We start from the raw sequence: 24,239 nt of genomic DNA on the forward strand, positions 1-24,239 counted from the left end.
TCAATTTGGGATTGGAAAGGCATATTATGTCCCTACGGGACATTTGTTGCTAGGGATGGCGTTTCTCTACCTATATGCTGCCCCGCTGGGGCGGTTTGTTTTCGGTATTCAGCTGGACATTGCATTTTATATATCTACCGGACGTTTGTTATGGGCATGATATTTCTTCACCTATATTCTGCTTTGCTGGGGCAGTTGTTTTTTTGGTACTCCATTGGAGATTGGAAAGGCATATTATGTCCCTACGGGACATTTGTTGCTAGGGGTGGCGTTTCTCTACCTATATGCTGCCCCGCTGGGGCGGTTTGTTTTCGGTATTCAGCTGGACATTGCATTTTATATATCTACCGGACGTTTGTTATGGGCATGATGTTTCTTCACCTATATTCTGCTTTGCTGGGGCAGTTGTTTTTTTGGTACTCCATTTGGGATTGGAAAGGCATAGTATGTCCCTACGGGACATTTTGTTGCTAGAGGTGGTGTTTCTCTACCCATATGCTGCCCCGATGGGGCAGTTTGTTTTAGGTATTTAGCTGGACATTGCATTTTATTTAGCTACCGTACGTTTGTTATGGGCATGATGTTTCTTCACCTATATTCTGCTTTGCTGGGGCAGTTGTTTTTTTGGTACTCCATTTGGGATTGGAAAGGCATATTATGTCCCTACGGGACATTTGTTGCTAGGGGTGGCGTTTCTCTACCTATATGCTGCCCCGCTGGGGCGGTTTGTTTTCGGTATTCAGCTGGACATTGCATTTTATATATCTACCGGACGTTTGTTATGGGCATGATATTTCTTCACCTATATTCTGCTTTGCTGGGGCAGTTGTTTTTTGTATTCAATTTGGGATTGGAAAGGCATATTATGTCCCTACGGGACATTTGTTGCTAGGGGTGGCGTTTCTCTACCTATATGCTGCCCCGCTGGGGCGGTTTGTTTTCGGTATTCAGCTGGACATTGCATTTTATATATCTACCGGACGTTTGTTATGGGCATGATATTTCTTCACCTATATTCTGCTTTGCTGGGGCAGTTGTTTTTTGTATTCAATTTGGGATTGGAAAGGCATATTATGTCCCTACGGGACATTTTGTTGCTAGGGGTGGCGTTTTTCTACCCATATGCTGCCCCGCTGGGGCAGTTTGTTTTAGGTAATTAGCTGGACATTGCATTTTTTATATATACCGGACGTTTGTTATGGGCATGATGTTTCTTCACCTATATTCTGCTTTGCTGGGGCAGTTGTTTTTTGTATTCAATTTGGGATTGGAAAAGCATATTATTGCCTTACGGGACATTTTGTTGCTCGAGGTGGTGTTTCTCTACCCATATGCTGCCTCGCTGGGCAGTTTGTTTTAGGTATTTAGCTGGACATTGCATTTTATATAGCTACCGTACGTTTGTTATGGGCATAATGTTTCTTCACCTATATTCTGCTTTGCTGGGGCAGTTGTTTTTTGTATTCAATTTGGGATTGGAAAAGCATATTATTGCCTTACGGGACATTTTGTTGCTCGAGGTGGTGTTTCTCTACCCATATGCTGCCTCGCTGGGCAGTTTGTTTTCGGTATTCAGCTGGACATTGCATTTTATATAGCTACCGTACGTTTGTTATGGGCATAATGTTTCTTCACCTATATTCTGCTTTGCTGGGGCAGTTGTTTTTTGTATTCAATTTGGGATTGGAAAAGCATATTATTGCCTTACGGGACATTTTGTTGCTCGAGGTGGTGTTTCTCTACCCATATGCTGCCTCGCTGGGCAGTTTGTTACACCAAAATGAGTTTTAAATACGCTAATCTAAACTTTTTGATATATATGATTTTTAGAAGATTATAGGGTAGAGAAAGAGAGAAAAGGAATTGAAAGGCTTATGGATAGAATAGTATATGCAAACAAGGTAAAAGGGGTGGTATTCTTACAACTCCTTTTTTTATTGTGGCTATCTTAAACTTATAAAACTTGTGGAAAGTAATGTTACCTTTGCAATCCATGACACACACAGATACCATAGTTGCAATGGCAACACCTGCGGGCGTAGGAGCAATAGCGGTAATACGGCTTTCGGGCCCCGAGGCATTACCTATTGCCGCCTCACTATTTAAATCGGTTTCAGGCAAGGATATTTCAAAACAAAACACCCATACCGTTCACCTTGGAAATATAATAGACGGGGAACGTGTTATAGACCAGGTGCTGGCCACCATTTTTAAAAACCCGAATAGTTATACGGGCGAGGATGTGGTTGAAATATCTTGTCACGGCAGTAATTACATCCAACAGGAAATCATTCAATTATGCCTGCGCAAAGGTTGCCGAATGGCACAGGCGGGGGAATTTACGCTTCGCGCATTTCTGCACGGCAAAATGGATTTGAGTCAGGCGGAAGCTGTGGCAGATTTAATAGCCAGCGATAGTGCTGCCAGCCACCAATTGGCGATACAACAGATGCGTGGGGGCTTTTCTTCAGAAATAAAAAAACTACGCGAGGAGCTATTGAACTTTGCTTCGCTTATAGAGTTGGAGCTGGATTTTGCGGAAGAAGATGTTGAATTCGCAAATCGGGAGGAGTTTCAGAAACTTATTACGAGGATAAGTTTGGTATTAAAGCGATTGTTGGATTCGTTTGCAACAGGCAATGTATTAAAGAATGGTATTCCCGTAGCTATTGTCGGCGAGCCCAACGTTGGAAAATCTACTTTACTAAACGTATTGTTAAACGAAGAGCGTGCCATAGTAAGTGACATTGCAGGTACGACCCGCGATACGATAGAAGACGAAATTACCATAGACGGCATAGGTTTTCGATTTATAGATACGGCAGGAATTCGCGATACGGCCGATGTTATTGAAGGTTTGGGCATTAAGAAAACCTTTGAAAAGATTGAGGCCGCACAAGTAGTTATTTATCTTTTTGATGCGTCGCCCTCCTCTCAAGGGATAGCTTATAAAGATGTTCAATCTGAAATAGAAAAAATCCGAAACAGATACCCGTTAAAAAACTTAATTATTGTAGCCAATAAGGTTGATAAGCTTTCAGAAGAAGAAATTGAAAAGCTACAGGCAGCGATTGGTAGTCTTCATTTATTATCGGCCAAAAAAGCTATGGGCGTGAAAGAGCTACAGGATAAATTGCTTGAATTTGTAAATACTGGCGCGCTTCGCAATAACGAAACTATAGTTACCAACAGTAGGCATTACGATGCCATGTTAAAAGCATTGGAGGAAATAAACAAGGTACAGGAAGGAATTAACAGCGGTTTAAGCGGCGATTTGTTGGCTATTGACATTAGGCAAGCCTTATATTATTTTGGTGAAATTACCGGTGAAATCAGCAATGACGAGCTACTGGGAAATATATTTGCCAATTTCTGCATCGGAAAGTAATTACATTTCCCTTGCTACCCTAAACCCTTCTTTTTCTTACTCTTAGAGCGTTTTTCTTTCCTTTATTTGTTGCTAATTTTCCTTTTTATTGCTTATATTTGTTTCTAATTTGTTGCTAATAGCAACAAATCTGTTGCTAACAACAGATTTTTTAGACCGTGGCGAAATGATGTTACATACAGATACATACTGATATTTCCAGATACCTCCAGTGACAGAAACAAGCCTAAAAAGATTATACAATGAGCAGCAACATCGAAATACGTAAAATTTGTCAAGATTGCGGAAATTCATTTATCGCCCGAACTACTGTAACCAAATTCTGTAGTCACAAATGCGCCTCGAGAAATTACAAAAAACGCAAGCGAGATGAGAAAATCCAGCAAGTGGCTCCAGTAAGTGTTCAACGAATGGAATTCAATCAAGAGCAATTAAAGGACAAGGACTTCTTAAGTATAGATGAAACCTGCAAATTATTAGGTACAAGCCGAATGACGATATATCGTCAGATTAAGAGCGGAAACATAAAAGCCGGAAAAATTGGGAGACGTACCATTATCCAGAGAACCGAAATCGATAAACTTTTTCAATAATGAAGGTAACACTAAGAAAACGCAATCAAGGTGGTAAAACCAGTTTATACTTGGATTATTACCACAAAGGTAAACGCAAAGCCGAATACCTTAAACTCTACCTTGACCCCGCGGCCAAAACCAAAGAAGCGAAAGAAGTCAACAAGAAGACCTTGCAGTTAGCAGAAACCATTCGGGCCCAGCGACAAATCGAAATCCAAAACGGTGTATATGGTTTCAGGGACAACGAAAAACTAAAAGCCAGCTTCACCAATTACATTGAGCTACTGACTGAAAAAAGAAAAGACAGCACCGGCAATTACGGCAATTGGGACAGTATGCTAAAGCACTTAAAATCCTACATTCCTTGGGATACTACTTTTTCGGAAGTAAACAGAGAGTTTGTCCAAGGCTTTAAAGAGTTCCTGGATAAGGAAGTAAAAACGAAAGGCAACCAAAGTCTTTCCCAAAACTCCAAATACTCATATTTCAATAAACTTAGAGCGGCATTGAAACAAGCTGTTAAAGACGGCATCATTCCCACCAATCCGGCAGAAGGAATTGATGGTTTTAAGCAAGGCGAACCTCAGCGCGAATTCCTAACCCTTGAAGAACTTCAAGCTGCGGTTAAAGCGGAATGTGAAATTCCACAAATGAAAACAGCTTTCATATTTTCTTGCTTAACTGGATTACGCTGGTCAGACATAAATAAACTACTTTGGTCAGAAGTTCAACACTCCAATGAAATGGGTTATTACATACGTTTCAGACAAAAGAAAACTAAAGGAGCAGAAACGCTTCCTATCTCCGCCCAAGCCTTCGGCTTGCTTGGAGAACGTCAAGATAAGGATGAAAGAGTATTCAAAGGGTTAAAATATTCAGCGTGGCATAATCTAAAATTACAGCAGTGGATGATGAAAGCCGGCATTTCCAAAACCATTACCTTTCATTGCGCTCGGCATACATACGCTACTTTACAACTTTCGGCAGGTACCGACATTTATACCGTATCAAAACTTCTTGGCCATAGAGAATTAAGAACCACACAGATTTACGCCAAGGTTATTGATGAAAAGAAGAAAGAAGCAGCTAACAAAATTCAACTTGACTTATAATGAGTGGTAATATTTTTTCATCCCTGGTGTCTATAACGAGAGGAATTCATAGAGACAATAAAACAGAGCACGAGTACACCTTGCTTTTAACTCATATAGATAAAGTGTCTTTGGCTTCCAATGCTGCTTTTGAAATAAAGTTCAAGCGTCCTTTGAACAGTAAAAAGGAATATTATCAGCAAGTAATCCGTAATGAAACAGAAAAAATAATACAGTCATTTCTTGAGGAATTTCCTTCTAATGCCATTATGGAAGAAAATAAATTCGCTTACGGTATCTTCGAAAACAAATTCACAAAATACTTACAAGACATCGCCTATTATATTGAAAACAGACAGATTGATGATGATTTAAGAACCGATGATAATTATATTATCCACTACCTAAAAATTTCCGCGCTCCGATTATATGCCGAACTGCAGGAGCAATACGGTCAATATTCAACCAATCCCGCTTACACTATTCCAGAATTAGCCGAAAAATATTTCAATGACCCTGATTTTGGAACTGACAGTATTTGTAAAAAGGAAAAGAAAAGTGTTTTAACTGTAGAAAAAGGTAGCTCCAAGACGATTAGAAATACAAAGACCTCCTTTAATTTCACAAAAACAGACACTTCCATTTTACTCAAAGTTCTCCAACAATTACAGCTGAAAATTGATTTGCTGAAAATTGAAACAAATGTTGAACAGCTATATCAACTTTTAATATCATCAGATTACAATCAGTTGGATTATAAAATTTATCTTGAATGTGAAACTACTCAATTCAGCTACATTGTTTCTCAGCTGAATCCTTTTTTCACCAATCTTAAACCCGCCTCAATTGAGCGCTCCAACAAGTTCATTACCCTAACTGGTGTACCGTTAAAAGCGAATAATCTCTACAAAAACAAAGTTCATAACACGAAAGAAAAGGAAGAGATTGATAAAATAATCCAACAACTGCAATAAAAAACAGTAAGAATAGTAAGAAATCTTACTGTTACCTTACCCTTAGCTTACACCCTTACTAAAATCGTCCTACTCTTTTTAAACCTTTGTCCTGTTCTTGAAACCCAAGAATGACAATTGGCCAATTGTCCATTTATCTATTCCAAAATATAATAGCAATGGACGAAATTTTAAAAAGACTCGAAATAATCGAGAAACACGTATTAGACCAGAACATCATTCTGAAGAATGTACTCAACTTCAATGAAGCTTGTAAGTACTTGGAATTATCCCAATCGCATCTGTATAAACTTACGAGTGCCGGCAGTATTCCTCATTACAAACCCAACGGTAAAAAATTGTATTTCAACCGTGCCGAATTGGAAGAGTGGTTATTGCGTAACCGCAATACCACACAAGATGAAATCGATAAACAAGCAGCTAATTATCTAATCAAAAAAGGGAGGGTAAAGCTATGACAGAGATAATCGATTTGCTCTTGGCACTCTCCCAAGAGATTAAGGACCTAAAAACACGTATCGATATTACCAGGGCAACGAGAGTAGAACGCCTAAAAGATACGTGGATTGACAATCAAGATGTAATGCAAATGCTACACATAAGTCAGCGAACCCTGCAAACGCTCCGGACGAATGGTACTATTCCCTTTAGCCGGATACGCGGTAAATTTTATTACAAGGTATCCGACATTGAGAAGCTTTTGCAAGACCATTATTATAACCCAAATTTCAAATGCGATGGAAATAAGTAAAGAAGCAATTCTAAACAAAACGCATTATGGGTTAAAAGTTTATGCCTACATCCTACGGCAGTATTATCCTGAATCAGTCCTTTCCCTAAAGGGAAGGGACTGCGGGATAACCCGAAACCCATTTAATGGAGGAAAGGACACATTACAAATAAACATTGTTGATAATGTTGCCCAACACTATGACACAGAACTAACTGATTTTAAAGGAGATATTTTTGAGTTTGCATCGTATCACTTTAAAACATTAGAAGAACAGGATTTATTGATAAAATTGAATGAAGCACTGCATCTACGTATTGGTCAAAAGAACAGTTTTTACAATCAAGAAGAATTCCAACCCGCGGTCGAGTTTCCCGAAATCGCAACACAGGCTTCGCCCGTGTTCAGCTATTTTCAAAAACCTGTAACCAATATAATCCCAAATCGGCAAGCCTCTTTGGTTGAGGTGTTCCACCTCATCAAAGGAGATGATTTTGCTTCGTGTACAAGTACACTTCGCAAAATTCAAGACGTGAAAAAAGCCCGAAAGTATAAGGCGTTTCATTTCGATTATGTAACCTTTTCCGGATTGTTCTCAAAACGAAACGATAAGGACCTTAAAAAGCATTCGGGACTTTTAACTATTGACTTTGACCACCTCAAAGATATTTCCAATTTAAGGGAAGCTTTGCTCAAAGATGAATACTTTGAAACCGAACTTCTTTTTACATCACCTTCCGGTGATGGCCTAAAGTGGGTTATCCCTATTGAATTAACCAAAGTCAAACACCAAGATTTCTTTAAAGCGGCCGCCAACTACATCCAGCATTCATACAGCTTGGAAGTGGACGTATCGGGCAAAGACATTTCAAGAGCCTGTTTTTTACCACACGACCCTAATGTTTTTATCAATCCAAAATATTTATAAGTTATGCAGAAAAAAACGTTTAATCCGTTGGATTGGATGGAAAACCCAACCCAACAACAGCAACTTACAGAACAGAAACCACAACCAGTTACAGACAATAATTCAGATGTTGAAAAAATCATCCAGAACATAGAGGCAAATCAAATTGATATTGCCCCAAATTATAACGACTGGATTAACATAGGCTTCGCCTTCGCGGATGAATTTGGAGAAACTGGAAGAAACCTGTTCCACAGGGTCAGCCAATACTATTCCGGCTACAATTCAAAAGAATGCGACAAGCAATTTGACAATTGCCTAAAGTCCAAAGGTCAAGGCGTATCCCTCAAAAGTTTCTTCTTTCTTGCCAAACAAGCGGGAGTTTCGATTGCGACGCAATCTTCACACACCAGTGCTTCCTCGCTTGCTAATCGCAAGCATCGGATAAATGAACAACAACAAAATTCTCATTCAGAAGAACGAACACGGGAAAAAATGCCAACGTTCCCAAAATCTCTATATCCTGAACTTCCTCAATTTCTACAACAGGTCGTTGCTATCGCAACTTCTGATGAAGAAAGGGATATTTTGCTGTTAGGTTCCCTGGTCGCAATCAGTGCTTGTTTACCAAAAGTCTATAGCATTTATGACGGTAAAAAAGTATTCTCCAATCTCTTTCTTTTTGTTACAGCCCAAGCTTCAGCAGGTAAGGGCCGTATGGTGCATTGCCGCCAATTGGTAAATCCCATTCACAAAGAATTACGCGAAGAAGCCAAATTGCACAAACAGCACTACGAGTTGGATTTAGCAGAGTATAATGCCAAAAAAGGCAAGGAAGAAGGTGTCGAAAAACCCTCCAAACCACCTGAAAAAATGCTATTCATTCCAGCAAATAATAGTTCTACAGGAGCCTACCAGCTTTTGGGAGACAGCGATGGCAAAGGACTGATTTTTGAAACCGAAGGAGACACCTTAGCGCACGCCTTTAAAAGCGATTACGGCAATTACAGCGATGGTTTCAGAAAAGCCTTCCATCACGAAACTATTTCCTATTACCGCAGAACCGACCGCGAATTTGTGGACATTGAAAATCCTTGCCTTTCTACGGTGCTTTCGGGAACCCCAAAACAAGTTTCGGCATTGATACCCAATGCTGAAAACGGCTTATTCAGCCGTTTCATTTTTTACTATATGAATATAAATCCTGTTTGGAAAAATGTATTTGCGAGCACCACCGACAACGGTCTCGATGATTACTTTGAAACCTTAGGGAATGAGTTCTACGAACTCTATAAATTACTCAAAAGCAATGGAGAATTTCAATTCAATCTTACGGTTGACCAGCAAGAACAATTCAATTCATTTTTTAGTAAAATACAAGGCAAATACATCACGCTACAAGGATTGGATTATATGGCCACTATTCGCAGATTAGGGTTAATCGCTTATAGGTTCTGTATGTTGTTTTCCGCTTTGCGGATACTGGAGACAGGAGATATTTCAAACAAATTAGTTTGCGAAGAAAGGGATTTTCAAGCTTCGCTTGAAATTATTAAAGTTTTGGTAGTTCACTCAAGTAAAGTATTCAGTGAATTACCAGAAGAAGAACAAAAACCCTCCCGCAAAAACAGAAAGGAAAAATTTCTCCACAATCTACCAAAACACTTCAACCGGCAGATATATTTAGAAGTTGCCAAAGAATTGAAAATTCCAGCGAAAACAGCTGAAGGTTATATTACGAGTTTTATAAAGGCAAATCTCATTCATCGCGAACAACAGGACAACTATTTAAATCTCCTTAATGAGGAAAATGAGGATATTGAGGATGTTAAGAAATAGCATCCTCAATATCCTCTACTTCCTTAATATCCTGTTTTCAAAAATATCTCCTTGCATATTTTATTCTGTAAAAAAATAATTGTTATTTTGAGCAAGATTTTATTTTCAAGAAAAAAAATTCAAAATGAAAAAAGGAATTGGAGAATATTTGCGAGAATTACGTAAATCCGAAGGATTTACTCTTACTCAAATGGGTGCGAAATTGGGAATGGATTCAGGAGCACTTAGTAAAATTGAGAATGGTAAGAGAATTTTAGATGCTGGATATCTACCAATAGTGGCTCAGGTTTTTAATCTCGATTTAGAAATTTTAAAAACCGAATTTTTTGCAGAGAAAATTGCTAACGAATTGATAGAAAACTCTTGCAATGAAAGTACACTAAGACTTGCAGAGGAAAAGATTAAATACATAAAAGTTAAAACGGCTGAACAGACTAAACTTGAAATATAAAATGCTTAAATATTCTACCATAAGAAAAAGATTTAATTTAGAAAGACTTAATTCTGATTCTACAGAATTAGCAAATTTTACCCATTTTCTTCAGAATTCTAATGAAGATATTTTTAGAGCTAATGCATTGAATTATTTAGAAGAATATGATTTAGATATTTTATCCGCATTTGAACCTTCAAGTATTCCTTATTTGCCTATAAAATGGGATATACCTTTTCCAGGTCCAGAAAATCCTGATTTTACATTTATTGACCTATTTGCTGGCATTGGTGGATTTAGAATAGGTGCTCAGGAGAATAATGGAAAATGTGTTTTTAGCTCTGAATGGGATAAATATGCAATGCTCACTTATGAAAAGAATTTTGGTGAGATTCCATTTGGTGATATAACTAAGATAAGCGCAAGTGAAATTCCAGACCACGATATTTTATTTGCAGGATTTCCGTGTCAACCTTTTAGTTATTCTGGACGAAATGAAGGCTTCAAAGATAAGACAAGAGGAACATTGTTTTTCGATGTTCTTAGAATTCTTGAGGAAAAAAGGCCTAAGATGTTTCTACTTGAAAACGTAAAAGGTATAATGTCACAGAATAAAGGAAAAACCTTGCAAATAATACTCGAATCCCTTGAGAATATAGGGTATCATATTAAATGGGAAATTTTAAAAAGCTATGACTTTGGGTTACCACAGATGAGGGAAAGATGGTATTGTGTTGGTTCAATAAATCCGATAATATTTGAATTTCCAGTTGGTAAAGCGAATAAACCTGCTCTGAAAGAAATAATTGATTTCAGCGAAAAAAGCCCTTTATTAGCATTATCTCAATTTGAAATGGAAAGAATTGATTTTCATTTTAAAAACGTGGGAAACGGTGTAGAGCGCGTAAAACACGATAATTCCAAATATGAACCTAATACTAAAAAAGGTAAACACGGTGTCTATTCATTTCAAAAAGCTGACGGTTCATTAAGATTTCACGTAGGAGACAGGTCAAAAACTCAAATACAAGAAGCCTTTTATTGTACGTTAAATTCATATTCACCTACAATTATTGCCAATCGTGTACCTAAACTTTGGGATTTGGGCAGGAAATTATCTATACTGGAATCAAAACGTTTACAGGGTTTTCCCGATGAATATGATTTTCCTGTTTCCGATAATCAGGCTTATAGGCAGTTAGGCAATAGTGTATCAGTTCCAGTAGTTCAAGCTATAATCCAAGAAATGAAAAAATATCTATGAGCAAACTAAGTCTTGAAACCGTCCTGCAAAGCTATAAAAACTTGGACGGGCACATTAATAATCAGATAATTGGACTACTCTCCGTTTTTATCAATTCAGATGTGAGTGGCATTATTCAGCCTAATCAAACTTATAGGGTTCCAATTAATATTTTAGCAAGTTATCTTCAGGAGCAATTCTATTTGGGTGAGAAAATTAAAGAATACCCCAATCTTGACTATTGGTATTTTCGATTATCTCAAAATTGGGTTGATAAGCTATTTGAATTAAATAATGAAAAACAGATTAACTTACTTGACCTCGCTGTATTTCTATTTAAGAATGAAAATTTTGAAAGTACCCCTGATGGTAAGGAACTCGTTCTAAAATTAAAAAACAGCCTTCGCCTACCGCAAAAGGTTTTTGATGAATTATTCTATTACAACCCAGGCAGTTTAGTCATAGACGTTAACACACCTGAATATTCGGCAAAAACATTTTTAAAAGTTTATAAACAACATTTTGGATTATCCACAGATGCTGCTACTATAAGTTTTGACAGTAATTCTTTCTTGGTCAAAAGTCATCCTGGCGAATTGTCAAGAGGACCATTCATTCAACCTTTATATTCTGCAATGTCTATTCAGGAATTACTATTACTTACAAAGTTTGACTTAGACCAATACTATCCTAAAATTGATATTCAGAACTTTAACCTATCAAAAAATATGAATAACAAAATCTTCTACGGTGCCCCTGGCACAGGAAAATCCTATAAGCTTGAACAAATACTTAAAAGTGTCCCGCAAGAGCAAAAGGAGCGCATTACCTTCCATCCGGATTTTGACTACGCTTCTTTTGTCGGTGGCTACAAGCCTGTTTCCGTAAAGAAGGAGGATGAAAGTTTTGATATTCAGTATAAGTTCGTCCCACAAGCTTTCGCTAATATATATGTTAGAGCGTGGAAAGATGCTAATCCTGAGAATAAGTATTATTTGGCAATTGAAGAAATTAATCGCGGCAACTGTGCGGAAATTTTTGGAGATATATTTCAACTTTTAGACCGTGATGCTAATTATACGGTTACACCATCTGAGGAGTTTCAAAAGCATTTAGAAGAAGAATTGGGAGCAGGACACGAGGGACTTAAAGACGGACTAAAATTGCCAAAAAATTTATACATATATGCCACGATGAACACGTCAGACCAATCACTATTCCCTATGGACAGTGCATTTAAAAGACGGTGGGATTGGGAGTATATACCTATTTGCTATGGCGAGACGACAGAAGAAGATAAACCGAATCCATCCTTTTCCTATTCCGTACAGCTTGATGACAATAGAAGTTTTAGCTGGAATGATTTTATTTCAAAAATAAATACGGAACATATTCAAAACCAGCCAACACTTGGTATGGACAAATGTATCGGCAATTATTTCATTAAGCCCAACGCAGATGGTGTAATCACTTTGGAAGCCTTTGTAAATAAAGTCCTGTTCTACCTCTGGAATGATGTATTTAAAGATGAAAAAAATGATGTATTTGCCGAAAATGAAGCTTATGAAAGTTATTTCCCTATAAAATCTAATGGCTTAAACAAACTTATAGCATTACTTAAGCGCATTGATGTAGAAATAGAAGAACACCCACAAAACGGTCAAGAAGAACAACAAGATGAAGTTATTAATTGAGGAACAAGAATATCCGGTTAAGCAGCTGGAAGCCCTCTTTGACGACTTCAAATTCTATAAACAGACTGGAAACAAAGGAGTAATCAAATCGGTTGGATACTACCACTCTTATAAAAATAACGAATTGGTATTTATGTTACCAAAGGTTTTTATGAAAGATGGTACGACTACCATATTTGGTTTAAATACACAGGAGTTATACGATACGCTTAAGGATACTTCCGTCAAACACGACCGGGACCTACAATGGTTGCGCGAACTATCTATATATTTTTACAATAGTCTTATTGAATACAACCGCAGATGGGAAAAGAACAGTCTGCTCAATCCATCTAAAACTTTTGAACTAAACACAAATATTGGCAGCAATAACTATTCATATCTCGACATTGTTTTAGCCTTTACAAATTTCTATAAAAGGAACAAAAACTTCATCTTACAGCATCACATTGAGCAGGTAACCAATAAGATAACGAAGCCAAAATGGGAAAGAACGGTGCGTAAGGCATTACCATTGATGACTGCATCTGGTACGCCAGTTTATTTAGGTATTCGCAATAAAAAGAAGGTGCGCAATTTAGAAGAAGAACTGATTACCTACTACTTCTCAATTCTCAACAAACTCAATAACGCACATCAGCTTAATCTAAAGATTGATAAGTCTTATAAACTTATAACTGGTTACAAATTTGACCAACTCTGCTTAGATGAATATGGATTGACCAAGTTGCGTAAAATTAAATATCGGTATTTCAATGATACGCTCAGAAGAATGTATCAGCTATGCGAACTTTATTTTTCCAATAACAGTAAGGCGAGTAGTAAAAAAGACAAAGAAGAATATCTCTGCGTGAATAACTACAACATCATATTTGAAGATATGATTGACAAATTGTTTACTGATACAGTAGCAAACGATGAATCCATACAGCACCTAAAGAAGAATCAGGATGGGAAGCTCATAGACCATATTTATGAAGACCAATCCATTATTGACCGCAGCAATATCTTTTACATAGGTGATTCTAAATATTACAAGCCAAATAATGAAGCAGGTAGTCTATCCAAATACAAACAGATTACCTACGCAAAGAATATCATTCAGTACAACATAGATTTATGGAATAAAGAAAATAGGTTTTATAATGACCAAATAGTTTATCGCGATGACTTGACGGAAGGTTATAATATTACTCCTAATTTTTTTATCTATGGTCATATAACGGCCAAAGACGATTTTACTAATCATCAAATTGAACCTAAATCAGATAAACCGCGGTGCTCATACCATTGGCAACATAGACTTTTCGACCGCGATACCCTGTTTGTACATCAATATTCTATCAACTTCCTTTTTGTTCTAAAAGCATACACGGCTTACAATCCAGCCAATTTGAAAAAGTTCCAACTGGAAGTGAAAAATATTTTTAGAAGTGGATTTATAGACTACTTCAATGACCCTGAATTAAGTCAATTCACGTTCTATCAGTCCAACATTGACGGCAAGCAAAAGGATGATTACATAAAAGACAACTTTAAAACACTCAACGGTAAATGTATCACAACCATTGATGGTAAATTGATTATTGCAAAACACGCAGAAGATGTAATCTTAGAAGGTTTTATTAAAGAGAATGCGGTACATTTTGAACTTATTGAAACTCTTCCTATAAAAAATTAAATTACTTCAGATATGGCCACCGAAGAACAAAAAGCAATGCAAGTAGAAAATTTTCTAAATAGAGCCTACAAGTTGGACAGGCGTATAAAGAGACCTTCCAAAGGAGAATATTACTCACTCACCCGTGCGGAACAAGATGGGAATGCTCAAAAAGAATTGGATATTTTAAAAAATAGAATAGAACAAGCCATTGACATTTTTTTCAAACAAAGGTTAAACCATAAAACCGAAGAACACCTCAGAATATTACTATCGCATAATGCAAGTGCTAAAAATAGTAACGATATCAATAATGTAGTTGAAAAAGGGCTACTACTTACCGAACCATTTAAATAACATAATGCTCTAACGCATATATAGAAATCCTATGTAGAACAACCAAAACCACCAACCAATGCAAGAACACATCAAATTTAACGCCCTAAACTTCAATTGGCCCCGCCGGCTATTGACCTTTTACGTATCGCTCCAGAAATCGGAAGGAGACGACACGATATATTATAAGAAGTTTCCAAAAAGTATTTCTGAGGTGTTCAGCAAGATAGAATTGGAAGGAGTAACCGAAATTTACACCACATTTACAAACCCTAAAGATGGTTTTAAACCCCTTAAAATTGACTTCAATAATGCCAATTTAAGTTTGTATAAACAATACCTGAATGCCCAAATCAGGAAATATTTTGATAATCTAAATATTATTAATCGGAAGAACCGTATCATCAAAGACAGGCAAGTTTGGGTACTAAATCAAGAATATCACAAGGACTATCATTGCTATGATAAATTCTCCATAAAAGTACAGATTGCAGAAATCTCAGACTATCCGGAATTAATAATCTCCTTTGATGGCACATCAAAAGTTTTAAAAAAATCGGTACAAGAAATTGAAAGTTCGCAACTCGTTAAAACAGCGGTTTATAGAAATCAAATTATAAATTTTCAGATGAACCGAGACACTCCTGAAAAAGAAACTTTCTTTAACAGTCTCATCCTAAATGAAATTTACCCAGTTCTTAATGGAAACTTGCAAAAAGAATTGGGTATACCCTTTCAGATTAAAAAAATAAAAAACCGATACACTGCCTATCTGGAAAAAATCCAAAAGTTCACCAAGGAATACTTATTTACCGAAGCCTTCAAACAAATATGCGATTTGAGGAGTGAGGAATTTATTGATGCCCCAATAAATCGGATTGGCCATATCCCAAAAGAGAAAGCTTTATTAGAATATGGCAAAGACAATTTTGGCAATAAACAAACCGGAATCTCTCCAAAACTCGAATTAAAGAATTATCGCCCCTATTCCCGACCTCCTAACCAAAATATCAAGTTTTTCTTTATCTATCACGCAGAACATAAGCCTCTTATCAAAAAATTATGGGATTATTTAAAAAAAGGAACTGGTTATTCATATAAGGGATTGAAAGAGTTTATAGATATTCCTGTCAATTCTGAACCAGATAATTTTATAGAATTCACGAATAAAGAAAACCCTCTTCCCCAAATAGAACAAAGACTTTATGAATTACAATGGGATAAATCAGTAGCTTATCTGGCATTTTATATTAGCCCCTACACCCGATTTGAATCCAACCCACAATTAAAGAATATTTATTATCGTATAAAAGAATTGTTCTTGGACGAGAACATTATGACCCAGGTTATAGATTTTGAGGATTTACAGCGCAACATTTCGGACTATCAATGGCACTTAAACAATATATCCTTAGCCATACACGCCAAACTGGGAGGAAAACCTTGGAAACTGGCCGTCACCGATAAAAAGGAGTTGATTATTGGTGTTGGAGCCTTTACCAATTTAGACCATAAGCATAGATATGTTGCAAGTGCATTTAGCTTCCAAAATAACGGCATCTTCAACAAGTTCGATTGTTTTTCCAAAGACCAGACAGAACAATTAGCAGGCAGTATATCCAAAGCTATACGTACTTTTTTTAACCAATCCGAAGCCGATAAAATTGTCATTCATTTCTATAAAGAAATGAGCAAGGAGGAATTAGAACCCATTCTACGGGTTATGAGCAAACTTAAACTTGAGAATAAGCCAATTTATATTTTAAACATCAATAAGACAGAAACCAAAGACATTATAGCCTATGACATTGATTCTGATAGTTTGATGCCATATTCCGGCACCTTCATCCGTTTAGGAGAACGAAATTTCCTGTTGTTTAATAATGGCCGCTTTGAAGAAGAAAAATTTTATCCTTCAGACGGTTATCCTTTCCCTATAAAGATTGGTTTGAGCAGTCCTACCCCAGATGCTTTCGAAGACGACAACGTCATTACAGAATTACTGACGCAGGCATTCCAATTCAGTAGATTATATTGGAAGTCTTTAAAACCCCAAAACGTACCCATCACTATAAAATATCCCGCAATGGTTGCACAGTTAGTCCCACGCTTCCAAACCGGTATCGAAGATGAATCAAAAGATAAACTATGGTTTTTATAAGCCTAAAAACATAAAATACAATCGAAATCTGTCGGCCAAAAAAACTTGCCAATAACAATAAAATATCTTGAAATAGTTGCAGAAATACTCCCACACTTTGACGGTAACTAAATACCTGAATTTGGACAAGATAACCTTTGGGTTCTGTAGCTTGTTTATTAATATTCAATGAAAAAACTTAAACCAAAATATAAAAGGTATCTACAAATGCGCAGTAGACGCCAAATGAAAAATAAAAAACGAAATGGCAATCCTCGTTCATTACGTCAATCAACTTCTGGTTTAATTCCTCGTAATCATACACTTAGTTTTATAGACGTTCCTACTCCTATAGTCTTTAAACTTCAATATGAACATTGTGAAGAAGTTATTAGCTATATTAATAAAATCAAAGGTATTGGCAGAAGCGGCAGACATATGAATATTATAATGGATGATATTATTGATATTGGCGAAGGCGCAATATCAATGTTATTATCGGTTATGGAAGAGCTTGTTAGGGAAGGAATCATATTTACAGGCACTAAACCAAAACAACCAATACCACGAGGGATTTTAGAGAAATCGGGGTTCTTTAAATTTGTAAAAGGAAAAATTGATGAAAGTAACAGTACAACTAAAAATACAATTTTAAATACGGGCGATAATCAAACCCCTCAATCGGAATTAGCTGAAGAAATTATTAAATCAATGGAGACTGTTTGGGGGCAAAAAGGTAGAAGCCCTTCCATTTATAGCTGTGTATTTGAAATGATGAGAAATGCTTGTGACCACGCTTTCAAAAATGAGAATCAAATTAGATGGCATTTTGCATTAAGTCATTCCGAAATTGACAATTTGGTTAAGTTTTCTTTTGTAGACAATGGGAAAGGAATAATAAGAACATTTACTGAAGGAATTTTGAAAAATTTCTTAAATTTATTTAATGACAATCTTGATATAGTAGAAACAGCATTTACGAATGGTATTGCCTCTCGTACTGGTTTATCGTGGAGAGGCAAAGGACTCCCTACAATTTATGAGAACTATGATGATGGTCATTTGAATAATCTTGTTGTCATCTCTAATAATGTTTATATAGATTTTGATAGAAAAATTAGGCACAAACTTAAGAACTCCTTCTCAGGCACATATTATTATTGGAAAGTTGACCAAAGTTGTACAAAAGAGTGTTTTGAAATTAAGAATTAAAAAAAATGGTAGAAATAAATATATACGAGGATTTTACTGATACTCCTGGAGCAAGAACTTATGAGGATGGGGAATTTTCTGGACAACAGTTTTTTGATAAATTATTGTTGCCGAAATATGAAGAAGCAGTAAATAAAAATGAAAAACTACAAATAAATCTGGATGGTACCAATGGCTATGCAAGTTCATTTTTAAATGAAGCATTTAGTCGGTTAGGTAATAAATTTAATCCAGAAACTGTATGGAATAATTTAATTCTAATTTCAAACGAAGTTCCAAAATACATTGATAAAGTAAAAGAATCCATTTATGAAAAAAGGAAGTAATATTTTTATCAACCTGATATTCTTTCTTGGTGGTTGTCTAATAACTTATTTTGCTCTTCAATATTCCTACTTTAATATTAATACAGAAGTAAATGTAGTTGAGACTTTATTAAGTCTAATTATAGCATTAATTGGTTTATATATAGCCATTTCCATTCAAAAGAAGTATAACAAAAATCAAAGTCTTCACTCTATTGTTCAAAGCAAAATGGATAATATTTGGAATGGTTTTTCAATATTTGATAATCAATTGAATGATCAAAACACTATTCAACTTAAAATTGTAACAAAATCTTTCAAGAGTTTATACAAAGAACTTAACAACCTAAAAATAGTATTTACCACATTTAATTTGAATGCTACTTGTATTAATAAATTAGAAAAAAGTATGGAAGCATTTGACACTTTAATTACAAGTGATTTGCCAATTTCCAATAACGTTATTAAACTTTCAAATCACAAAACTGTTATTAAAGACCAGTCAAATTTAATTCATCAAGATATAGTTAATTCTCTGAAAGAAATAAACGATATCCTTTAAGCCACCGCACAGCCACTTGCTTCCAGTCGGTTCTTTTCGCTCGTTCGTGCCTCACTCTCTACAATCACCCACTTCCATCAACGCGCAGCAAGAGTACTCCTTCAATCGGTTCCGTTGCTCTCCACCTCATTCAGTCCTACACTTGATGTTTCAACTCCTGTGAATCATCATAATCGCACAGCCTGTGCATCGATTAATTTGTATATTTGTAGCACTTTATGAAATTACTCTTTTCCATATCAATGTCAACACTATTCCTTTTTCAGGGAATTAGCCTTGATATGGACTTTTGTGGACCAATAAAAGAAATTTCAAACATCATTACCCATTATCAAGACCATAAAATGTATGGCGACTCTTTCCTTGAATATGTAGTTGAAGATTACATTGACAATGATGCAAAAAATGAAGGGCATCATAATAACCCAGATAAGGAGAATACACCAGTTCATTCCCATCATCAATGTTGTCATCCTTTAGTGTTATTTATTACGAACAACAATTCGGCCCTAATCAATCGACTAAAGTTTGAAGATAAAGAGCCGTTCAATTTATATACAGTTAACTTATATTCCAGATATCTGGAATCTCTCTTCCAACCCCCGCGAGTATAATTCAGTTTTTTTAAGGATAGCTATATCCTAACGTGATGCTTCTCAAGATAGGCATTGCTTTATAAAAGCGTTGCATCTATTCGCATCGTAAGTTTTAAACTGAATTAATACATTTTCTATGATTAACAAAATCATTTCATTTTCCATTAATAATAAATTTATTATTGGCTTATTTATAGTGGCACTTGTTGGTACGGGCATTTGGTCTATGGCCACTATAAACTTGGGTTCTGTACCCGATATAACAAACAACCAAGTACAGGTAATAACCGTGGCCCCAAACTTGGGGACAGAAGATATAGAACAATTTGTTACCTATCCCGTAGAATTGGCAATGGCCAATCTTCCTGACGTCATCGAGCTGCGTTCAGTATCCCGTTTTGGGCTGTCCGTGGTTACCATTGTTTTTAAGGACGAGGCAGGCACTTATCTGCCACGGCAATTGGTACAGGAGAAATTAACCGAAGTTGCCGGAGAAATCCCCGAAGGTTTTGGCACACCTTTTATGGCACCCATAACAACAGGTCTGGGCGAAATTTTTCAATATACCTTAAAAGTGACAGAAGGCTATGAAGACAAATATGACGCAATGGAGCTTCGTACCATCCAAGATTGGATTGTAAAACGCCAAATGGCTTTAGTGCCAGGCGTAGTCGAGGTCAATGCTTTTGGAGGTTATGTAAAACAATATGAAGTTGCCATAAATCCTGATAAACTAAAAAGTTTTGGCATTACAATGAATCAGGTTTTTGAAGCTCTTAAAGTGAACAATGCTAATACCGGTGGTGCTTACATTGAAAAAAACCACCAAGCCAATTTTATCCGTGGCGAAGGGCTGGCTCGAAGTATCGCCGATTTGGAAAACACGGTTGTGACCACTCAAAATGGAAGCCCTGTCTTGGTAAGGGACGTTGCCGAAAAAGTGGGCTACGGAAACCAAGTGCGTTATGGTGCATTTACCCAAGACGGTCACGAATCCGTAGGTGGACAAATTTTAATGCTGAAAGGCGAAAGCCCAGGCGACGTGATTGAAAATGTGGAAAAGCGTATTGTAGAAATTCAAAAATCCCTGCCGGAAGGTGTTTATATTGATGCTTTTTTAAGCCGAAGTGAACTTATTGAGGCAACCACAAGTACCGTTAAAAACAATCTAATAGAAGGAGCCCTAATCGTCATATTTGTTTTGGTCTTACTTTTGGGAAGCTTCCGTGGTGGCTTGATAGCAGCTTCGATAATCCCTTTATGTCTATTATTTGCATTTATTTTGATGAAACAATTTGGCATTTGGGCAAATTTAATGTCCTTGGGTGCGATCGATTTTGGAATTATTGTAGATGGAGCGGTGATTATCGTGGAAGGAGCGGTTTTCCACATTCATCAACGGATGAAAAAATCCACAACCGCCATCAACCAAGCTGAAATGGATGAAATCGCCTATGATTCTTCAAGTAAAATGATGAATTCTGCCTTCTTCGGTCAACTAATTGTTCTTATAGTTTTTACACCGATTCTTTTTTTGACCGGTGTGGAAGGGAAAATGTTCCGGCCAATGGCATTTACATTTGGTTTTGCCGTTTTAGGAGCGATTATCCTTTGTCTTACCTACGTGCCAATGATGTCATCATTATTTTTAAAACCTGCTAAAAATCAAAATAGTTGGTTCGCCAAGTTTGAAAACAAGATTGATAGGTTCAGTGATAAAATTATGGATGTTCTGAATCGTATCTATCTGCCTATATTAAATTTTGCACTTCGCTTTCGGGCAGGTGTGGTTATAGGCGCGGTTTCCTTGCTTTTGATTTCAGGATTTATTTTCAGCAATATGGGAGCAGAATTTGTCCCTAAATTTGATGAAGGCGATATTGCATTTCAAGCATTGATAAAACCGGGGAGCAGTCTTACAGAATCTATTGAGGCTTCAGAGAAACTTCAGAAGTTAATCAATGAGTTTCCGGAAGTAAAAACAGTAGTTTCTAGGATTGGTGTGGCCGAAATACCGACAGACCCGATGCCTATGGATATTGCCGATAGTTATATTATTCTTGAAAAAGATAAGAGTAAATGGACTTCCGCAGATAGTAAAGAAGAACTGATAGAAAAAATACAGGAAAAAATTTCAGTAGTTCCCGGCGTAAATTTCGTGTTTACCCAACCTGTAGAACTTCGTTTTAATGAGTTGCTAACTGGAGTCCGTGAGGACGTGGCAATCAAATTGTACGGAGAAGATTTGGATGTGTTGGCAGATAAGGTACAGGAAATCGCAGCGGTAATACGTGAAGTGCCGGGTGCAGCAGACCTTAACGTAGAGGCTACAAGCGGTTTGCCACAAATGACAGTAGTGTATAACCGCGCAAAAATGGCGCAATACGGTGTAACCGTGGATAAATTGAATGATTATGTAAGTGCCGCCTTTGCAGGCGAAAGGGCAGGTGTGATTTTTGAAGGCGAAAAGCGTTTTGATGTGGTCATCAGGTTGGCAGAGGACTTTAGACAAGACATCAATAGTTTAAAAAATCTTTACATAGACCTGCCGAACGGTGCTCAAGTGCCTCTAAAGGAAGTTGCGGATATCAGTTATAAATCCGGGCCAATGCAAATTTCAAGAGACAACACTATGCGTCGTATATCTGTGGGTGTAAATGTTCGTGGACGCGATGTAAAATCGATGGTCGAGGAAATTCAGCAAAAACTGGAAACGGAAGTGGAATTGCCACCAGGTTATTACGTCACTTATGGAGGATCATTTGAAAACCTGCAACGTGCATCAGACCGATTGATGATAGTAGTGCCCATCGTTCTACTAACAATATTTATCCTGCTTTATTTCGCTTTAAATTCATTTTCACAGGCTTTGATGATTTATATGGCAGTGCCTTTGGCGGCAATAGGCGGGGTTTTCATTTTGTTGATCCGTGGAATGCCTTTCAGTATTTCGGCAGGGGTCGGGTTTATCGTACTCTTTGGAGTAGCGGTTTTAAACGGTCTGATACTCATAAACAAATTCAATGAACTAAAAGAAAGTGGAATGACAGATTTAAAAAAACGTATATACGAAGCTACGCACGAACGTTTACGTCCCATTTTATTGACTGCCATTACCACAATTATGGGCTTTATCCCAATGGCGGTTTCCACCTCTGGTGGTGCAGAAGTACAGCGACCATTGGCAACAGTAGTCATTGGAGGAATGCTTACGGCAACATTTTTGACCTTGGTGGTTATTCCTATTCTTTACTATTGGCTGGAATCGAGAAAGGAACGAAACAATACAAAGGGGGATATAAGCTATGTCAACAGGTCAACAAACATTATAACGGTATTATTGATGGTTGGAGGTTTGATGGCTTCTGGTACTTCATTTGCCCAAGACAATAGTCAAGATGGTACAATTCCAAAGACCTTGACCATTGATGAGGCCATTGCTATGGCAAAACAGAATTATCCTACGCTCAAGGAAAGCCAGGCATTTATTGAACGGGAAAAGGCGATGAAAGGCACCAGTTTTGACCTTGGTAGTACGGAAGTATTCACTGGCAAGGAAGAATATGGCAATAACCTACCCGGAATACAAACAACCGTTGGTGTGCAACAGGGAAATATTGATTTGCTTTCCGGGTTTTCAAAATCGAAATTTTACAAAGAACGTATTGCCTTGGGAGAAAAGTTTTTTGTGGCAAGTGAACAACAGTTGGTGCGTAATGTGATGCAGGCGTATGACCAAATTAATTATTACAAGGCACAGTTGCGTTTTGCTGACCAATTGGACAGTACTTATGCCAATTTTAAGAACGCTGCCCAACTTAGGTATGACACAGGAGAAACAGGCAAGTTGGAGTTTATTGCAGCCTCTTCCGAATTTCAGCAGATACAAGTATTAAAACAACAAGCTTTCGATGATATTGAAATCGCCAAACGTGCCTTAAAGCAATATTTGGGAACCGATGAAAACATCGAGACGGTTGATGGCGTTTACGAGCCATTGGATTTTATGGCTACATTAGATTCAACTTCAGTGGCAAATAATCCAATGTTGCAATATGCCTTGCAAAATGCCGAAGTAAGCAAGGCAAACGTGGGTGTCGAAAAATCCCAATTTCTACCTAAATTTAGTTTATCGTATGGCAGGCAGGTTGTAGATGATGTTTCAGGCTTCAACACCTATCAGGCGGGTATTAGCATTCCGCTATGGTTTTTTCCGCAGAAGTCAAGGGTAAAAGCAGCAAAGGCAGACGCAATGGTAGCAGAGAATCAATATTTGGAGCAAAAGGCGGTTACAGAAAGTCGCGTGTCGCAATTGACCAAATCCCTTGAAAAAACAAAGAAGATTTTGCAATATTACGAAGAAGGCGCACTATTGTTGGCAGAACAGCAAATTACCACAGCGCAATTGGCATCCAAGGAAGGCGAAATAGATTATGTCAATTATATCACAATTCTCAACAGTGCCATCAGGATAAAACAAAACCATTTGCAATACATAAACCAGTTTAACCAACAATCCATTGAGATACAATATCAATTGGGCAATTTATAATC

Annotated in this window: 18 protein-coding genes; all 18 read left to right on the plus strand. The window is 37.0% G+C overall.

What is annotated here, in order from left to right:
* Window positions 1-1,993: 1,993 nt before the first annotated feature.
* The 18 genes from mnmE to QCQ61_RS13155 all read left to right on the plus strand — a co-directional run bounded on the left by mnmE (window position 1,994) and on the right by QCQ61_RS13155 (window position 24,237).
* The gene (gene mnmE / locus QCQ61_RS13070; RefSeq protein ID WP_279448094.1) at window positions 1,994-3,388 is read left to right on the plus strand and encodes a tRNA uridine-5-carboxymethylaminomethyl(34) synthesis GTPase MnmE; all 1,395 of its coding nucleotides are present in this window, start codon (window positions 1,994-1,996) and stop codon (window positions 3,386-3,388) included.
* 242 nt (window positions 3,389-3,630) lie between these two features.
* Window positions 3,631-3,981, plus strand: coding sequence for a helix-turn-helix domain-containing protein (locus QCQ61_RS13075; RefSeq protein ID WP_279448095.1), 351 nt, complete (start codon window positions 3,631-3,633; stop codon window positions 3,979-3,981).
* Window positions 3,981-5,075 (plus strand): site-specific integrase, encoded by a 1,095-nt coding sequence (locus tag QCQ61_RS13080; protein ID WP_279448096.1) that lies wholly within the window; start codon window positions 3,981-3,983, stop codon window positions 5,073-5,075. The genes QCQ61_RS13075 and QCQ61_RS13080 overlap by 1 nt, the downstream gene beginning before the upstream one ends.
* Window positions 5,075-6,028, plus strand: coding sequence for a DUF6617 family protein (locus QCQ61_RS13085; RefSeq protein ID WP_279448097.1), 954 nt, complete (start codon window positions 5,075-5,077; stop codon window positions 6,026-6,028). The genes QCQ61_RS13080 and QCQ61_RS13085 overlap by 1 nt, the downstream gene beginning before the upstream one ends.
* A gap of 158 nt (window positions 6,029-6,186) precedes the next feature.
* Entirely contained in the window at window positions 6,187-6,486 is a 300-nt protein-coding gene (locus QCQ61_RS13090) for a helix-turn-helix domain-containing protein (RefSeq protein ID WP_269353725.1), read from the plus strand.
* Entirely contained in the window at window positions 6,483-6,779 is a 297-nt protein-coding gene (locus QCQ61_RS13095; RefSeq protein ID WP_269353724.1) for a helix-turn-helix domain-containing protein, read from the plus strand. Before QCQ61_RS13090 ends, QCQ61_RS13095 begins: the two co-directional genes overlap by 4 nt.
* Entirely contained in the window at window positions 6,766-7,686 is a 921-nt protein-coding gene (locus tag QCQ61_RS13100) for a BT4734/BF3469 family protein (protein ID WP_279448098.1), read from the plus strand. Before QCQ61_RS13095 ends, QCQ61_RS13100 begins: the two co-directional genes overlap by 14 nt.
* A 3-nt stretch (window positions 7,687-7,689) precedes the next feature.
* Complete coding sequence (locus tag QCQ61_RS13105; protein WP_279448099.1) at window positions 7,690-9,504, plus strand: DUF3987 domain-containing protein; 1,815 nt, start codon at window positions 7,690-7,692, stop codon at window positions 9,502-9,504.
* Between the two features lie 124 nt (window positions 9,505-9,628).
* The gene (locus QCQ61_RS13110; protein ID WP_279448100.1) at window positions 9,629-9,955 is read left to right on the plus strand and encodes a helix-turn-helix domain-containing protein; all 327 of its coding nucleotides are present in this window, start codon (window positions 9,629-9,631) and stop codon (window positions 9,953-9,955) included.
* On the plus strand, window positions 9,945-11,201 hold the full coding sequence (gene dcm / locus QCQ61_RS13115; protein WP_279448101.1) for a DNA (cytosine-5-)-methyltransferase: 1,257 nt from the start codon (window positions 9,945-9,947) through the stop codon (window positions 11,199-11,201). The genes QCQ61_RS13110 and dcm overlap by 11 nt, the downstream gene beginning before the upstream one ends.
* Complete coding sequence (locus QCQ61_RS13120; RefSeq protein ID WP_279448102.1) at window positions 11,198-12,874, plus strand: McrB family protein; 1,677 nt, start codon at window positions 11,198-11,200, stop codon at window positions 12,872-12,874. The genes dcm and QCQ61_RS13120 overlap by 4 nt, the downstream gene beginning before the upstream one ends.
* Window positions 12,858-14,555 (plus strand): hypothetical protein, encoded by a 1,698-nt coding sequence (locus QCQ61_RS13125; protein WP_279448103.1) that lies wholly within the window; start codon window positions 12,858-12,860, stop codon window positions 14,553-14,555. Before QCQ61_RS13120 ends, QCQ61_RS13125 begins: the two co-directional genes overlap by 17 nt.
* Before the next feature lie 12 nt (window positions 14,556-14,567).
* On the plus strand, window positions 14,568-14,891 hold the full coding sequence (locus QCQ61_RS13130; RefSeq protein WP_269353716.1) for a hypothetical protein: 324 nt from the start codon (window positions 14,568-14,570) through the stop codon (window positions 14,889-14,891).
* 58 nt (window positions 14,892-14,949) lie between these two features.
* A complete protein-coding gene (locus QCQ61_RS13135; protein ID WP_279448104.1) occupies window positions 14,950-17,031 on the plus strand; it encodes a Piwi domain-containing protein in 2,082 nt (693 codons plus the stop codon).
* Window positions 17,032-17,199: 168 nt separating this feature from the next.
* Window positions 17,200-18,222, plus strand: a complete 1,023-nt coding sequence (locus QCQ61_RS13140; protein WP_279448105.1) for a hypothetical protein — start codon at window positions 17,200-17,202, stop codon at window positions 18,220-18,222.
* A gap of 5 nt (window positions 18,223-18,227) precedes the next feature.
* Window positions 18,228-18,548 carry an STAS-like domain-containing protein gene (locus QCQ61_RS13145; protein ID WP_279448106.1) on the plus strand — a complete coding sequence of 107 codons (321 nt, stop codon included), beginning with the start codon at window positions 18,228-18,230 and terminating at the stop codon, window positions 18,546-18,548.
* Window positions 18,532-19,089, plus strand: a complete 558-nt coding sequence (locus tag QCQ61_RS13150) for a hypothetical protein (protein WP_279448107.1) — start codon at window positions 18,532-18,534, stop codon at window positions 19,087-19,089. The genes QCQ61_RS13145 and QCQ61_RS13150 overlap by 17 nt, the downstream gene beginning before the upstream one ends.
* A gap of 732 nt (window positions 19,090-19,821) precedes the next feature.
* A complete protein-coding gene (locus QCQ61_RS13155) occupies window positions 19,822-24,237 on the plus strand; it encodes a CusA/CzcA family heavy metal efflux RND transporter (RefSeq protein WP_279448108.1) in 4,416 nt (1,471 codons plus the stop codon).
* Window positions 24,238-24,239: the final 2 nt, after the last annotated feature.

This window comes from Aequorivita marisscotiae (genome assembly GCF_029814825.1).
Lineage (GTDB): Bacteria > Bacteroidota > Bacteroidia > Flavobacteriales > Flavobacteriaceae > Aequorivita > Aequorivita marisscotiae.